This window comes from Niveispirillum fermenti, assembly GCF_048066175.1.
GTDB classification, from domain to species: Bacteria; Pseudomonadota; Alphaproteobacteria; order Azospirillales; family Azospirillaceae; genus Niveispirillum; species Niveispirillum fermenti.
Window position 1 is genome coordinate 85,893 of the sequence record NZ_JBLTXA010000012.1, and the last position, 15,434, is coordinate 101,326.

14 protein-coding genes are annotated in these 15,434 nt (G+C 63.8%); 5 read left to right on the forward strand and 9 right to left on the reverse strand.

Annotation, left to right across the window (positions count from 1 at the left end; translation table 11 throughout):
• Positions 1–5: 5 nt before the first annotated feature.
• From ACM9LZ_RS14070 to uvrC, 6 genes are all read right to left on the reverse strand, one after another.
• The gene (locus ACM9LZ_RS14070; RefSeq protein WP_416620114.1) at positions 6–1,688 is read right to left on the reverse strand and encodes a methyl-accepting chemotaxis protein; all 1,683 of its coding nucleotides are present in this window, start codon (positions 1,686–1,688) and stop codon (positions 6–8) included.
• Between the two features lie 521 nt (positions 1,689–2,209).
• A complete protein-coding gene (locus ACM9LZ_RS14075; RefSeq protein ID WP_416620115.1) occupies positions 2,210–3,442 on the reverse strand; it encodes a sensor histidine kinase in 1,233 nt (410 codons plus the stop codon).
• Positions 3,443–3,610: 168 nt separating this feature from the next.
• Positions 3,611–4,087, reverse strand: coding sequence for a molybdenum cofactor biosynthesis protein MoaE (locus ACM9LZ_RS14080; RefSeq protein ID WP_416620116.1), 477 nt, complete (start codon positions 4,085–4,087; stop codon positions 3,611–3,613).
• Positions 4,087–4,338, reverse strand: coding sequence for a molybdopterin converting factor subunit 1 (gene moaD / locus ACM9LZ_RS14085; protein WP_416620165.1), 252 nt, complete (start codon positions 4,336–4,338; stop codon positions 4,087–4,089). Before moaD ends, ACM9LZ_RS14080 begins: the two co-directional genes overlap by 1 nt.
• A 24-nt stretch (positions 4,339–4,362) precedes the next feature.
• Positions 4,363–4,923: a CDP-diacylglycerol--glycerol-3-phosphate 3-phosphatidyltransferase gene (gene pgsA, locus ACM9LZ_RS14090; RefSeq protein WP_416620117.1), complete on the reverse strand. Its 561-nt coding sequence runs from the start codon at positions 4,921–4,923 to the stop codon at positions 4,363–4,365.
• Positions 4,924–4,968: 45 nt separating this feature from the next.
• Positions 4,969–6,897 (reverse strand): excinuclease ABC subunit UvrC, encoded by a 1,929-nt coding sequence (gene uvrC / locus ACM9LZ_RS14095; protein ID WP_416620118.1) that lies wholly within the window; start codon positions 6,895–6,897, stop codon positions 4,969–4,971.
• Between the two features lie 721 nt (positions 6,898–7,618).
• On the opposite strand from uvrC, the gene ACM9LZ_RS14100 reads away from it, so the two are divergent.
• Complete coding sequence (locus ACM9LZ_RS14100) at positions 7,619–8,176, forward strand: phasin family protein (protein ID WP_416620119.1); 558 nt, start codon at positions 7,619–7,621, stop codon at positions 8,174–8,176.
• A gap of 351 nt (positions 8,177–8,527) precedes the next feature.
• Here the strand turns inward: ACM9LZ_RS14100 and ACM9LZ_RS14105 are convergent, their stop codons facing one another.
• On the reverse strand, positions 8,528–9,790 hold the full coding sequence (locus tag ACM9LZ_RS14105) for a hypothetical protein (protein ID WP_416620120.1): 1,263 nt from the start codon (positions 9,788–9,790) through the stop codon (positions 8,528–8,530).
• Between the two features lie 355 nt (positions 9,791–10,145).
• Here ACM9LZ_RS14105 and ACM9LZ_RS14110 point away from each other — a divergent pair, with 355 nt between their 5' ends.
• Entirely contained in the window at positions 10,146–10,754 is a 609-nt protein-coding gene (locus ACM9LZ_RS14110; RefSeq protein ID WP_416620121.1) for a hypothetical protein, read from the forward strand.
• Positions 10,755–10,831: 77 nt separating this feature from the next.
• Here the strand turns inward: ACM9LZ_RS14110 and ACM9LZ_RS14115 are convergent, their stop codons facing one another.
• Positions 10,832–11,872 carry an MBL fold metallo-hydrolase gene (locus ACM9LZ_RS14115; RefSeq protein WP_416620122.1) on the reverse strand — a complete coding sequence of 347 codons (1,041 nt, stop codon included), beginning with the start codon at positions 11,870–11,872 and terminating at the stop codon, positions 10,832–10,834.
• Positions 11,873–12,064: 192 nt separating this feature from the next.
• Between ACM9LZ_RS14115 and ACM9LZ_RS14120 the strand changes: the two genes are divergently transcribed.
• Positions 12,065–12,250, forward strand: a complete 186-nt coding sequence (locus ACM9LZ_RS14120) for a hypothetical protein (protein WP_416620123.1) — start codon at positions 12,065–12,067, stop codon at positions 12,248–12,250.
• Between the two features lie 227 nt (positions 12,251–12,477).
• A complete protein-coding gene (locus ACM9LZ_RS14125) occupies positions 12,478–13,548 on the forward strand; it encodes an OmpA family protein (protein WP_416620124.1) in 1,071 nt (356 codons plus the stop codon).
• A gap of 113 nt (positions 13,549–13,661) precedes the next feature.
• On the opposite strand, the gene ACM9LZ_RS14130 is transcribed toward ACM9LZ_RS14125, so the two are convergent.
• Complete coding sequence (locus ACM9LZ_RS14130; protein ID WP_416620125.1) at positions 13,662–14,327, reverse strand: LuxR C-terminal-related transcriptional regulator; 666 nt, start codon at positions 14,325–14,327, stop codon at positions 13,662–13,664.
• Between the two features lie 330 nt (positions 14,328–14,657).
• Between ACM9LZ_RS14130 and ACM9LZ_RS14135 the strand changes: the two genes are divergently transcribed.
• Positions 14,658–15,419 (forward strand): response regulator transcription factor, encoded by a 762-nt coding sequence (locus tag ACM9LZ_RS14135; protein ID WP_416620126.1) that lies wholly within the window; start codon positions 14,658–14,660, stop codon positions 15,417–15,419.
• The last annotated feature ends 15 nt before the right edge of the window (positions 15,420–15,434 follow it).

Consider the following 15,434-nt stretch of genomic DNA (forward strand, 5'->3'; position numbering starts at 1 on the left):
ATGCGTCAGGCGGCGCGGATGTCCGCCAGGAACCTCTCCACCTGTGTGCGCAGATGTTCGGATTGCTGGGCCAGTTCGCGCGCGGCACCCAGAACCTGGGTGGCGGAGGCACCGGTCTGGGCCGCAGCTTCCGTCACCTGGCTGACATTGGCGGAAACCTCCTGCGTGCCCATCGCGGCCTGCGACACGTTGCGGGAAATCTCGGTGGTCGAGGCGCCCTGCTGTTCCATGGCGGCCGCAATGGAGGTTCCGATCTCCGACACGGACTGGATCGTATGGCCGATGGAGCGGATGGCCGTCACCGAACTGTCCGTGGCCTGCTGCACGGAATTGACCTGGGCGGCGATCTCTTCCGTCGCCTTGGACGTCTGGTTGGCCAGCGCCTTCACCTCCGACGCCACGACGGCAAAGCCCTTGCCGGCTTCTCCGGCGCGGGCCGCCTCGATGGTGGCGTTCAGGGCCAGCAGGTTGGTCTGCCCGGCAATATCCTGGATCAACTGCACGACGGCGCCGATCCGGCCCGCGGCCTCTGCCAGGCCGGCGACGGTATTGTCCGTCTGGCGCACTTCGGCAAAGGCGCGGTCGGAGATGGTCTTGGACCGGGTGACCTGGCTGTTGATCTCGGTGATGCTGGCGGCCATTTCCTCCGCCGCGGCGGCCACGGTCTGAACGTTGGCCGTGGTCTGTTCGGCGGCAGCAGCGGCGGCGGCGGCCTGACGGTTGGTCTCCTCCGCGATGGCGCTCATCGACTGGGCCGTGGCGTCCAGTTCGGTCGCGGCGGCGCTCACGGCGCGCAGCACGGCGGTGGCCTTGTCGTCAAAACCCCGGATCAGGTCGGCGATCAGCGCGGCGCGACGTTCCTTGGCGGCTTCCTCCTGCTTCTGGGCTTCGGCCAGCCGGTCGGCCTCGATCAGCCCTTCCTTGAAGACCTGAACGGCGCGTGCCATGTCACCGACCTCGTCACGGCGCTCCCCGCCTTCGACGGTCGCCGTCAATTCGTGCCGGGCCAGACGGTTCATGGTGTCGGTCATGCCGCGAACCGGCTTCACGACGCTGGAAATCAGCGTCCAGCCCGCGGCAAGGCAGGCCAGCACGGCAACGGCCAGCATGATGGTCGTGGAAGTGTTGCTGGATGAAACGGTGTCGCCGATATTCTGCGCCGCGTCCGCCGCCGCCCTGGTGTTGAGGGCGACCAGTTCGTTCAGGGTCTCCTGCGCCTCCTGATAGAGCGGGGCCAGTTCCTCGCGCATCATCGTCCCGGCCTTCTCCGTCTCATTATTGTGCGACAGGACGATCAGCCGGCCCCATCCCTGTTCATACCGTCCCCATTGCGTATTGAACCGGTTGTAGAGGGCCCGTTCCCCGTCGGAGGAGATCAGCGGCTCGTAAAGAGCCTTGGCTTTGGCCATGGCGGAGAGGTCGGCGGCGATCACATCTTCCAGCTTGCGCATCTCGGCCCCGTCCAGGGCCAGGATATGCTGGAACTGTGTGTTGCGGGTGCTCAGCGCAGCGATGTTGATGGCGGAGAGCGACTGCACCGACGGCAGGGCATTGTCGCTGACCAGCGCCGATGCGTCCGCCACGGAACCCAGCCGGTTCAACGAGAACAGTCCCAGCAGGATGGTGAGCAGCAGGATACCCACAAAGGCGCCGGTGACGCGGGCTTTCAGGGAGACATTATTAAGCATGGTGGACCTACCAGAGGTTATAGGTCAAATGGGATAGTCCCTTAATTCATACTCCTGAAGATTTGAAGGTCACAATCTATGCGGACGGTTACACCCTTGCGCTGTCGCCCGTCGCCCATCACCAGCAACTCTGCCCGCAGGTTTGTGAAACCGGCTGCCGGCTGATCTCCCCAGAATCTGTGGATAAGTCTGTGGCCAATGCGACGGTAACTGCGTATAGGCCAAGCGGCCTGCCAGACTCCGCGATATGCCTATTCTTTAGGCAATTGTAACTGGCCGGGAAAGTTCCATTGATGGATGACATGGTCACATAAAATCTGGAAAACCATTTTACAACAGATAGTTGACCCCGATCCTGCTGCAGGTTTGCGGCAGGGAACCCTGGGAGGGGGGACAATTCACGTCGGTTCAGGCATGCGCAGGGCGCTGGCCGTAATTCCGCGGCCCTGTGCTGGTTGCAATGCGTTGCAACCAGGATGAAGCGGAAAACACCCGTGGATAAATCAAGGCCCCTTGCACCCTTAGGATGTCGGGGTGCGCCGCTCTGGTGTGCTCGCTGGCAGACGCACGCTGATCACGGTACCGATGCCCGGTGCCGTGTCGATGTCCAGCGTGCCGCCCAGCATTTCCACGAAGCGCCGGGTCAGGGGCAGGCCCAGGCCCGTGCCTTTCGGGTGCGGTTTGTCGGCCTGCCGCACCTGGCCGAATGGCTTCATGGCCGTGGGCAGGTCCTGAGCCGCGATGCCGATCCCGGTATCGCGGATGACCAGGATCACGGCGCCGCCGCCGGTCGCCTCGTTGACTTCCACCGTCACCCGGCCGCCGCGCGGGGTGAACTTGATGGCGTTCGATGCCAGGTTCAAGACGATTTGCCGCACTTTCTCCGGGTCGGTGCGGATGCGCAGCGGTGTCTGCGGAATGTTGACATCCAGCGTGATGCCGCTGCCTTCCGCCAGTCGCCACAGCATGCGCGCGCTGTCCTGTACGGTGCGACCGATATCGATGTCCCGGATATTCAGGGTCTCGGCCCCGGCTTCCACCCTGGCCAGGTCCAGCGTGCCGTCCACCAGGGCCAGCAGGTGCGTCGCGGCCTGGTGGATATCGATGGCATAGTCGCCATATCGCGGATCGGCATGGGGGCCGTGGGCGGCATCGCGGATCAGTTCGGCGAAACCCAGGATGGCGTGCAACGGGGTGCGCAACTCGTGCGCGGCGCGGGACAGCGTGTCGATGCCGGGCGTGACCTCGGTCGCCGCCGGCTCCTGGCCTTGCGTCAATAGCTTGCGTTCGGCTCGTTTCAGCAGTTCCAGCACTTCGGTCAGACGACAGGCCCGTTCCGCGGCTGTCTGCTCTGCTGTCATCAGCCGCTGCTGCCGGTGGGCATGGGCAAGCAGCCTTGCCTGCAATTCATCGATCTCGCCGGGGCGGTCCATTGCCTCCAGTGCGCCTAGTTCCAGCGCCCTGACCCGCAATCCGGGTGCGATGGCGTCACCGATCAGCAGGATGCCGGGTTCCACCGGCAGGCCGGCCGCGCGGATGTCCGCGACCACGGCCAGCGGATCGTCCAGGCAGGCCATGTCCAGCACGAGCAATGTGGGGGCAATGGCCCGGCAGGCGGACAAAGGGGTGTCGCCGACGCGCAGGAACCGGAGTGCCGCGGGCGGTGTGAGGCGTTCGAGCGGGGCAGGGGCGGGATAGTACGCGGCGCGCCCCCCGGCAACGAGAATCGTTGTGATGCCGTCCTTGGTGGACATTTCCAGACTGGTGCTGTGAATACTGAGCCTATTTTTGACACAGCCGGGGGCCGTTTGTCGCGCGCAACCACCCGCATACCCCCTCTGGAGAGAGGGCATAGGCCGATGATGCCGGGCAGGGCGGGTGCCGGTAGCGGGTGGATTGCAGGGCGGTGGATTGCAACCGGTTCAGGTCGCGGGGCCTTCCCAGCGCCTGCTGGCAGCGTCGTCAGTTTCGCGGGCCGCCACCCAGCGGCCGCCTTCGCCCGTATCCTCCAGCTTCCAGAAGGGCGCCTTGGTCTTCAGCCAGTCCATCAGGAACTGGCAGGCGGAAAAGGCCGCTTCACGATGGGCCGATGCGCAGGCGACAAGCACGATGCGTTCCCCGGGCTCCATCCGCCCGAACCGGTGGATGATGAGGCAGGCTGACAAGGGCCAGCGTGCCCGCGCCTCCGCCTCGATGGCGGTCAGTTGGCGTTCGGTCATGCCGGGATAATGTTCCAGCGTCAGGGCCCGTACCGTTCCGGCCGCTTCCCCGGCATCGGGATGCAGGTCACGCACCAGCCCGACAAAGCTGCACAGGCCGCCGATGCCGGCATTCCCGGCCGTCAGGGTATCCAGTTCGGCCCCGATGTCGAAATCGTCACGCTGGACCCTGACCGTCATCAGCCCCCCGTCACGGGCGGAAACAGCGCCACCTCGTCCCCTGCCGCGATGGCATGGGAAACGGGGACATATTCCTGGTTCACCGCCACCTTCACGACATCCAGATTGGCCAGCGCGTCGGCATAGCCGGGGCCGCGGCCGCGCAGCCATTCCAGCAGGCCGGCCACGTCGGCCACCCCGTCGGGCAGGGCGACCCGCTCCTCCGCGATGCCGATCTTCGTGCGCAGCCAGGCGAAATAGAGCAGCTTCAGCATACGCCCCTCGTCCTTTCCGGTTCAGTTCGGGTTCAGCATGTGGCGCAGCCCGGCGCGCAGATAATCCCAGCCTGTCACCAGCGTCAGGATGGCGGCGATCCACAGGCCGACCTCCCCGATCAGGGTCACGGGCCAGCCGGGCGGGCCGTCGACCCCGACGATCAGCCAGCCGATGGCCACCATCTGAATGCCGGTTTTCCATTTTGCAAGCCGGCTGACGGGAACGGAAATGCGCAGGCCCGCCAGGAATTCGCGCAGGCCCGAGACCATCACCTCCCGCAGCAGGATGATGATGGCGGGAATGATGGCCAGCCCGTCGATCTTGTCCACCTGCACCAGCATCATCAGCACGGCAGACACCAGCAGCTTGTCGGCGATGGGGTCCAGGAACTTGCCGATGACGCTTTCCTCCCGCCAGACACGGGCCAGATACCCGTCGAACCAGTCGGTGATGCAGGCAGCGCTATACAGGCCAAGGGCCGTCCAGGCGCTCCAGGCGCCCGGAAAGAAGAACAGCGCGATGACCACGGGGATCACCGCGATGCGCGACAGGGTCAGGATGTTGGGCAGGCTTGTCAGCATGGGGTCCGGGGCTGGGGAAGGGATCGGGCGTCGACGGGGCGCATCCTATCCCTCCCCGTGGAAGTGATCATAGATGATTCTGGCCACGGCCTTGGAGATACCCTCAACGGTTTCCAGATCGGCCAGCCCGGCCCGTGAAACGGCCCGTGCGGAGCCGAAATGCAGCAACAGCGCCTTCTTGCGCCGCGGCCCGATTCCCTGGATCTCGTCAAGGGGTGAAACGGTGATGGCCTTCTCCCGCTTGGCGCGATGGGTGCCGATGGCGAAGCGGTGTGCCTCATCGCGCAAACGCTGGAGATAATAGAGGACGGGGCTCTTGTGTTCCATGCCGAAGGGCGGGCGCTCCGGCATGAAGAAACGTTCGCGCCCCGCGTCGCGATCCGGCCCCTTGGCGATGGCCACCAGGGGGACGTCCTCGATCCCCAACTCGGCCATCACCTCCATCACCACGGCCAGTTGCCCTTCGCCGCCATCGATCAGGACCAGGTCGGGCCAGCTTTCGCCGGACCTTTCCGGGTCCTCCTTCAGCGCGCGTTCGAATCGGCGGGTGAAGACTTCCCGCATCATGGCGAAATCATCCCCGGCCGCGCCTTCGGCACGGATCGTGAACTTCCGGTAGGCATTCTTGATGAACCCGTCGGGTCCCGCCACGATCATGGCCCCGATGGCATGCGCGCTCTGGATATGGCTGTTGTCATAGACCTCAATGCGGCGCGGCGGCTCGGGCAGGCCGAACGCCTCGGCCACGCCGGCCAGCAGCCGGGCCTGACTGCCCGTTTCGGCCAGGCGCCGTCCATGGGCATCACGCGCATTGTTGACCGCGTGGTCGATCAGCCGCTTCTTGTCCCCCCGCCGGGGCACATGCAATTCCACCCTCTGCCCGGCCCGCACCGACAGGGCCTCCTGCAACAGGGGCTGCTCGGGCAGGTCGTGGCTGACCAGGATCAGGGCTGGTGCCGCCTTGTTGTCATAGAATTGCGCGATGAAGGAAGACAGGACCTCCTCAACCTCCAGCACCTTGTCATGGCTGGGAAAATAGGCGCGGTTGCCGTAATTGCGCCCGCCACGGAAGAAGAAGACCTGGATGCAGGTGGTGCCGCCATCCTGGAAGGCCGCGATGATGTCGGCATCATCCACGCCCTCGACATTGATGTCCTGATGGGCCTGGATGGCGGTCAGGGCGCGGATGCGGTCGCGCAGCTTGGCGGCCCGCTCGAACTCCAGCGCCTCCGCCGCAGCCTGCATGTCGGACGCCAGTTGCGCCTGGATGTCCCGGCTGCGGCCTTCCAGGAACTGCCGGGCCTCGCGCACCTGCTGCTCATATTCCACGGTGCCGACCTTCTCCACGCAAGGTGCGGTACAGCGCTTGATCTGGTATTGCAGGCAGGGACGGGTGCGGCTGTTGAAGATCGTGTCGGCGCAGGTACGCAACTGGAAGGCCCGCTGAAGCGCTGTCAGCACCCGGTTGACCGCACCAGCCGATGCAAAGGGACCGTAATAGCTGCCGGGTTCCGTCCTGGCGCCACGATGCTTGGTCAATTGCGCAAAGGCGTGGCCGCCGCGGATCAGGATATGCGGGAAGGTCTTGTCGTCGCGCAGCAGGACATTATAGCGCGGCATCAGCTTCTTGATCAGGTTCGACTCGAGCAGCAGCGCCTCCACCTCCGTGTGGGTGGTGACGAACTCCATCTGCGTGGTCTCGGCGATCATACGCTGAAGGCGGATCGGCAATTTCAGCGGCAGCGTATAGTTGGTGACACGCTTCTTCAGGCTACGTGCCTTGCCGACATAGAGCGCATCGCCGTCATCATTCAGCATGCGATAGACGCCGGGCCGGTCCGGCAGCGTGCGCAGATAGGCTTTGATGACCTCAACGCCGCGGTTGAGGTCGGCGACCGGCCGCTTCTGCTTCGCGGATGCGGCATCATGCGGAGCGGTCTGGTCGGGCATTCTCTGATCGGCGTCGTCAGTCATGGCCCAGCATGTGGCCCATCCGCCCACAATGGTCAATCACCTGTTGCCCGGCCGGGTGCCAGAGGCCCCGACCCGGCCGAAGGTAATAGAAGGCCGACCTATGGCCAGGGCTGCCCTATCCATCCGGAAGGGGTGGCATGGGTGATCCGGGCTGTGCAGGATTTCCACGGAATCTGTGGATAAGTCTGCGGAAAAGTGCGGGGGCGGATGGTGGGGAGCCAGGGAACCCGCGGCTTTTGCATGATTGATGAAAATTTAGGCAGAAAAATACTAACCCATTGTTATAAATAAATATTTTCTTGTGAGTGGCAGAGGTCCGCCGGCATGGCAACTATTCAAGGGCTTGACTTTGGCGCGGGGGCTTGCGTAGCGCGGGTCATCGTCATTCCTGTGTAAAAGTTTAGGACCATGGGCGCAGCGGGCAGGATGTTATTCGCCTTGATGGAACTGGCCGCGCATGACCAATTCGTTAAGCTTTCGTTTACGTGGCGTGACAGGGGGTGGGTCGGCGCCAGTGGCCACCTGTCGCTGTGACTGGCTTCCTTTGACAAGACCATTGTCTTTGAGCCCGGTTGTGAGAGGCTCGCCCTCACCGATGCGCTGTTCATGTTGTGATTATTTCGCCTGTTCCACTCTATCGGTTCGTAACAGCGAGGGCGTTGATATCTGAGGATTTTTGTGCGCTGCAACAAAGAAGTTGACTAAAAAGTCGGCAAAGTGCATGATGTCCTCATCCTATGTTGCGGCGCAGCAGCGTTTCGCCGCGACCTTCCGCAATAGTGACAGCTTTCAGGGGAAGATCATGGCCGCGCCCAAGAACCCGTTCGTGGATTTCGATTATACCAAGCTTTTCGACCCGAACCGTCTGACGGACTTCCAGAAGGCTTTCTTCGATTTCAAGCTGCCCAGCCCCGACGTGGAAGGTCTGGTCGCGGTCCAGCGCCGCAATGTTGAAGCCATTGTCGCAGCGAACCAGCTTGCCATCGAAGGCTATCAGGCTGTCGCCCGCCGTCAGGCCGAGATTGTCCGCCAGTCCCTGGAAGAGACCTCCACCATCGTCACCGAACTGCTGGCCGCCGGCACGCCGGAGGACAAGGTTGCCAAGCAGGCGGCGCTGGTGAAGGCGTCGTTCGAGAAGGCGTCCGCCAACCTGAAGGAACTGTCCGAACTGGTGGCAAAGTCGAACACGGAAGCTGCGGAAGTTCTTTCCAAGCGCGTCAAGGAAAGCATCGAGGAATTGCAGGGCGTGCTGGCCAAGGCCACCGCCAAGAAGGCCTGATCGCACGCCTGATACCAACTTGCGATGAGTTCTCCTCATCGCAAGTTGGTCCGGCGGCGACCGACGCCGTGCCGCTTGCGCGGCGTCGCCAAGCCAACGAATGTTGGCGTCGGTAATTTTGCGGTGATCAGAACAAATAGGTTCTGATCACCGCAAAATAGTATGACTTACCATGCCTTTGAAAAGGGGTATGGCATTGGTGTGTGGCCATTGCAGGGCCGCTCCGGGAAACCGGGGCGGCCCTTTCATTGGTGCGTCCTACCTTGCGTGCAGAGACCAAAGAAAAACCCCGTTTCGAACCGAAACGGGGTTTTTCACTGGAACCGTATCTTTGTGACGCCCGTGTCCCTGTCAGCCGCGCGGCTGCTGCGGCGGGGGCAGGTGGGACCGGTAGGATGGGAAGGGGATGGGCCGCTGCTCTTCCTTGCGGCTGGCTGAAATCTCGATCTCCATCCGCGCGATGACCTTGCGCAGCTCATGCAGCGCGTCGGTCAGCCCCTGAACGCCTCCGGACTGGTTCTTCCAGGCCCGATACGCCTCGGCGGAAACCTTGGCGGCGGCATCCATCCGCTCGTCGGCGGGCTGTGTCGGTGTTTCCGCCGCTTCCAGCCGGGCCGGGTTGCGTTGCTGCTGGCGATAGGGATAGACGGTCTCCGTCGGTCCTTCTGCGATGCCCGGATCAGCGGCAGCACGGTCGGGTGCCGGCGTTCGGTCGCGTTCGAAGTCACGCGGCGGCCGGTTGCCACCTTCCAGCCGGTCACGCCCGAAACGTTCATTGCGCTGGGGGCCGGGCTGGCCACCCTGCGGGTAACGCGGGACACCACCGGAAAGGGGACGGCGCTGGTCGCCGCCCTGCTGGCCACGGTTTTCGCCACCGCGCTCGCCGCCACGACCCTCACCTCGGTCACCGCCACGTGCTTCGCGATCACCGCGGAATTCCTGGCGGTCGTGCCGGCCCTCGCGTGGCTCACGCGGGGGCCGGTTGTCCCGACCCTCGAAACGGCGGGGCGCGCCTTCCCCGGCGCGACCACTGTCATGTTGCAACGGCAACTCGCGCTGGGGAAGGCTGGCGGGTGCCGCTTCCTGTGCGGTCTGCGCGGGTCCGTCCTGTACCGGCGCTGGCTGTGCCGGCGCTGGCTGTGCCGGCGCGGCCGGAGCGGTCGCAACCGGAGGCGGCACGGCAGCCGCCGGCGCGGCGGCCGCAGCGACAGGCTCCATCACAGCCGGGGTTTCCTGTGCGACGGGTTGCTCCGTCATCGCATCAGCCTTGCTAACGGCCTGACGGGGGGACCGGCGCGCCGGACGCGGCGTATCGGCTTTCTCCGCCTTGGCTTCCGGTTTGGACGCGGGCGTTTCAACGGCGGCCGGGGCTGCCGTGGGGGCTGCGGGCGTGTCGATGACCGGCGTGTCCATGTCCGACCCCGCCGTCACGCCTGCGGCCTCAGCCTTGCGGACGATATAGGAGATCGCACTGGGCGTGCAGTCGAATTCACGCGCGATGGCAGACAGGGTCGCACCCGCCTTGTAACGCTCCAGAATTCGCGGCCAAGCGGACTGCGGAATTCGGCCCCGGCGCTTCGGGGACTCCGCATCAACTTCGGTTTCGGCGTTCAAGATATCACTCGGTTGCCAGAGAGGCTCATGCGTCATTGAGCGGGTTCGCGGAAAAGGCAGAACACGATCCGGCAAGTTTTCTCTTGACCGGAACCCCGGATGGGATTCGTGAAGGTCAAGCCTGCCGATAACGGGGGTCTGCCAGATTTTGTGTTTCCAGATATGGGGGAATTACGAACGAAATGAAAGCAGGAACAGCGTTGTGAAGGCAAAAAAATCGATCAGGTCCCCCCTGTCCGTGCCGAACAGTCCGCCAGCGCAACGATATCGGTTTCATGCGCACTTGCAGGCGTCGCCCGGTTGAGGCAAAGTCTTGCCCGATCCGATATCGCGCAACGCTGCCCCGGGCTTCTCCATGCAGATCTTCCGTCCGGCCCTTCGCGCCGCCGCCGCCGCTGCCACTGTTGCAGCCCTGGTCTTCAATCCTGCTGTCGCGGCTACCGCGAAGGGGATTTGTTACACTGACAAGGAATTCGAAGCGGAGCAGGGGATTCGCCTGCATACGGAACTGATGGTGGTCGGCCTGACCTGCCAGTATCTGGACGTGAAGGGCGAGACCAGCCTGTTCAATCAGTACAAGCTGTTCACGCTGAAATATCAGAAGAATGTGCAGGAGTGGGAACGCACCCTGATCGCTTATTACAAGCGCACGACGAAGGGCAATGCCACCCGCACGTTCGACAGCTTTCGCACCCGACTGGCGAACGAGGCGTCGCAGCGCGCCATCGCCCTGACAACGCCCGTCTTCTGCGGGACGCATGCGCTTGGCGTGGCCGACGTGATGCGGGCCAGCCTGGAGGATATCCGGAGCGGTCTCGTGCCGGAGGGCAACGGGCTGCGCATGGCCAACGCGCCGCGATGCGACCGGCCCCTGCCGCCCAATCTGGTGGCCGATGCCGGCCTGACCCCGCCGGCGCGTGCGTCGGGGGCGGCGGCCGGCGCGGTGAAGTCCAGCCCGCAATAAACCCCCCGGCATGGCGGCGGCCTGACGAAGGCGGCGCCGTCGCGTCCGGACGGCTTGCGCCGTCACGGAATCTGTCGTCACCGGGTTGCGGCGAACAGCAGCACGCCGTCATCGCGCCTTGACCGCGTCACACGGCCTGTATTGACCAGATGATTGAGATGGGCCAGCGCCTCGCCGGCGGCGAAGGTCATCTGATGAACATCCAGCGGGCGATGAAACATCAGCCGTGTGATGTCGGCGACGGTCCGTGGCTGGTCGCGGCAGGCCGCTTCAGCCTCGTTCAGCCTTTCCTGGTGGTGACGGACCAGTTCATCGATGCGGCCATGCAGGTCGCGGAAAGGGTGCCCGTGGGAGGGCAGGACGAGGGTATCCTGCGGCAGTGTGCGCAGGCGGGACAGCCCGTCCAGGAATTCCGCGAGCGGGTCGGATTCCGGGTCCGCCGGCCAGACGCTGACATTGGGGCTGATCCGCGGCAGAACCATGTCACCGGCGATCAGGACGCGGTCCGCCGGGTCGTACAGGCACGCATGCTCGGGCGAATGCCCGCCGGAAGTGATGATCTGCCAGTCCGTGTCGCCGATCCGCACCTGCTTGCCGCCCTGCAGGCGGCGGTGCCGGGCGGGCACACCGGGAACCGCGCGGGAATAGGCATGGACCCGCTCCACCAGCCCGGCCAGCATGGCCGGGTCCAGCGCCATGGAAGCGTAGAATTCGCGCTCTGCCTCCGCGAACGACTCCGACTTGTCCAGGTGCAGCATGCGGGCCAGAAGCCATTCGGCCTGGCTCATCCACAAGGGCGCGCCGAAGCGCTGGCAAAGCCAGTCGGCCAAGCCGATATGGTCGGGATGGAAATGCGTGACCACGACGCGGGACACGTGCCGGTCGGCCAGCGGGCCTTCCAGCAGCCCTTCCCACAGGGAACGGCACAGACGGCTGGAGACGCCAGTATCCACCACGGCCCAGGCCGGCTGGCCATCGGCCGTGCGGTCATCCAGCACCCATACGTTGATATGGTTGAGTGCGAAGGGCAAAGGCAACCGGATGGAACGGATACCGGTGGCCACCTGCACCACTTCCGGCAGTTCCACCTGGGGGAGGGCATGGATCGATACGCTCACTTCCAAAGCCTTTCCTTCAGAAAATCCTTCTCTCTTGGCAACCATCCTGCGCCCACATCGATCGTCGCGCCAGTCCCGCGTCAGGATGGCTGGTGCCCGTTTCCTTCGCCGCGCCATACAAACTGTCATGGCCTGCGGGGTATTAGGCAGCCGACAGGGCCGGATGCCTTGGAGTCGGATTGAGGGGGAACCATGCAGGTGCGACAGGATTTCATCATAGAGATCGAGGAGGAGGCCCTGGGACTGGTTGTCGCCGGGGACGAGGACGTGGTGTTCCACGCCGTCCATCCTGGAGTGCAGCGTCTGCATGGCCGGCACTATCCGGATGCCCTATCGGCTCGTCTGGAAGCCATAAAAGCCTTTCGCGCCGCGGCATAGAACAAGAGCAAATGCTCGTCCGAAATTGTTCAGCCTAATGGGCTAGTATCTTTGGCCATAAAGTTGCCGTCTTGAGTTGGCACCACAATTTCTGTAAGCGTAATGTGACCGGGGCACGCTTGGATACGTCCGGCGCACCCGTGACAGAAAGACGACACCGTCAGGAAGACCCCCGTCGGGGGGTCGACTTCAAGACGGTTGTCCGAGGGCCCCCTTAAGGAGAATGAATGATGAAACTGCACCATTTGCTGATGGGTACTGCGCTTGCGCTCGTATTGCCCGTGACCGCTACGGCGCAGAGCCTTCCGGAGGGGCCCTATATCGGCTCCCAGGTCGGCGTCAACTGGCTGCAGGATGCCGATTTCAAGTCGGCGACCGCAACCAACAAGATCGACTATAACGAGGCTGTGACGGCCACCCTGTCCGCCGGCTATCAGTTCGGTGACGGCCTGCGCCTGGGTGTCGAAGGCGGCTACAACATTCACGAGCTGGACGGAATCAGCGGTGGTCCGGCCGGTGCCGCCATCGGTGACACCACCACCTTCACCCTGATGGGCGTGGTGGAAAAAGAATTCGCCACGGGCTCCGCCTTCCGCCCCTATGTTGGCGCTGGTCTGGGCTGGGGCTGGGTTGATACCGATGATGTCGGCCCGATCTTTGCTGCCGGCAATTATTCCAACAGCAAGGAAAATAATTTCGCCTACCAGTTGACGGCCGGCGTTTCCTATGCCCTGGCCAGCAACCTGGACTTGACCTTCGGTTATCGTTACCTGGCGATCGATGACGTGAAGTTCAACAAGGAGACGCCGAACTACAAGACCGATTACAACTCGCACAGCGTGCTGGTTGGTGTCCGCGCCGTGTTCGGTGCCGCCCCGGCCAAGCCGGTTCCGGCCACGACGACGGTTGCGCCCCCGCCGCCCCCGCCGCCGCCGCCCCCGCCGCCGCCCCCGCCGCCCCCGGCCATCAGCCGCAACTTCACGGTCTTCTTCGACTGGGATCGTTCCGTGCTGAGCGCCGATGCGCAGCAGGTTCTGCAGAACGTCGCCCGCGACGCGCAGGCGGGCAAGATCGTGGCGATCAGCATCGCCGGCCATGCCGACACCTCTGGCCCGGCCGACTACAACATGAAGCTGTCGCAGCGTCGCGCCGAGGCTGTGCGTGAATATCTGATCAGCCAGGGCCTGCCGGCCAATCAGATCGCCGTGGAAGCAAAGGGTGAATCGGATCTGCTGGTCCCGACCGCCGATGGCGTGCGCGAGCCGTCGAATCGCCGCGCCGTCATCCTGTTCCCCTGACCGGTCCATCCCCCGCCGGCGCTGGCCGGCGGGGGAAAACCGGATTGGAAAGAGGGCCGCCACGCGGAAAGCATGGCGGCCCTTGTCGTTGGGTGGGTGTCGCGACGGCTCCCCTACGCCATGGGGGCGATGCCATGTTCCATGGCCCAGATCGCCGCCTGGGTGCGGTTGCCGGCATTGATCTTCCGCATCGCATTCTTGAAATGCATCTTGACCGTTGATTCGGTGATGGATAGCCGGCGGGCGATGGCCTTGTTGGAATGTCCGCTGATCACGCAGGCCAAGATCTGGGTTTCGCGGGGCGACAGATCCGCCCCTTCGCCATTGCCAGCGACATCTGCGACCGGCGTGGCAGGCATTGGGGCCTGGCCCATTGCCTGTGCGGCCATGGCGGGATAGACGGCCTGACCCATCTGGATCAGCTTGACGGCCCGCAGCACGGCGTTGAAGGAAGCCCCTTTTGACACATGACCATGCGCGCCGGCCGCCACACTGCGGCCCAAGGCGTTGGGCGAAAGGTCGGAACTGAGCACCAGAAGTCGGGCGTCGGGCGCCAATGACCGCAGCCGGGCCAGTGGCTCCGCCTCCTCCTGCCGGTCCAGTCCGGCCGGATCCGCGATGATCAGGGTCGGGCCTTCCCCATCCTCCAGCGCCACCGCCGCGGCCTGCAAAGAGGGCAGGGGTGATGTCACGGCCATGCCCTCCTCTTCCAGGAGAGCGGCGAGCGCCGCGCTGAAAAGCTGGTCATGGTCCACAAGCATTACCGAGCCGGATGTCATCGCCCTCTTCCTCTTCGATCAAGCCTGCCCCACCGCCGCCGATCCCGAAGCGCCGCGCATCCGATGGGAGTTTTTCCCAAGATTCCAAGCCGTTTCGGCCTATTGTTCACATTTTAATTAAAATGCAGTGGATATAGGTCGAATTTTAAGTAATGACCAAGGTTAGATACTTCGAAATTCGAACCAAATTCGTAATAACCCTGATATTAAGAATAATATAAACAGATTCTTCCCCTTCTTACCAGAACGAGGTTGCGATTAGACTTAATCCGTATGAATATGAATGGAGTTTTAATCACGCGGGTCCGATGCCCGCCGCAGGAGGTCACGATGACCATCGCCGTTCGCCGTGCCGGCAACACGTTGCGCGTCATTTCGTCGGAAGGGCATTCCCGTTCCGCGACGCATAATGGCGGGGAACTGGCGGCGCTGGCACGGCGGCGTTCCTTCCTTGTCGTGGATCCCCAGGCATTGGTGCGGCACGGTCTGGCCCTGACCCTGTCGTCGCTTTATGAAGGGGCGCAGACCTGGCAGGCGGGAACCCTGGCAGAGGCGCTTTCGCTTCTGGCGGCGGGAGCCAGCGTCCCGGATGTGGTACTGCTGGATGCTGACGGCTTGGGCCCGGATCGCATGGTGGCTGTGGCCGATTTCCTGTCGCGGCTGCAGGGTGTGCCGGCTGTTGTCATGTCTTCCTCGTTCTCCGCGGCGGAGACCAGGACATTGCTGACGGCGGGCGCTGCCGCCTGCCTGCTGAAAAGCGACCCCAGTGCGGTTCTGGCCGAAGCGGTCGGTCTGGCCCTGACGCGGGAGGGCTATGTTCAGATGCCTTATGCCTTGCTGGCGCCGGTCAATCCGATGCCGGTCATGGAAGACGGGTTGGAACAGGCCAATGTCGCGCGCCTGACCAATCGCCAGCGTGACATTTTCAAGCTGCTGCTGTCAGGCTGCTCCAACAAGGAGATCGCGCGGCGCCTGGGCGTGTTGGAGGGGACGGTCAAGGTGCATGTGCGGGCCATGATGCAGAAGCTGGGCGCGCGCAATCGCACCCAGATTGCCATTCTGGCTGCCCGCACGGGTTTCCGGCCTGAATAACCCTCTGGATAACCG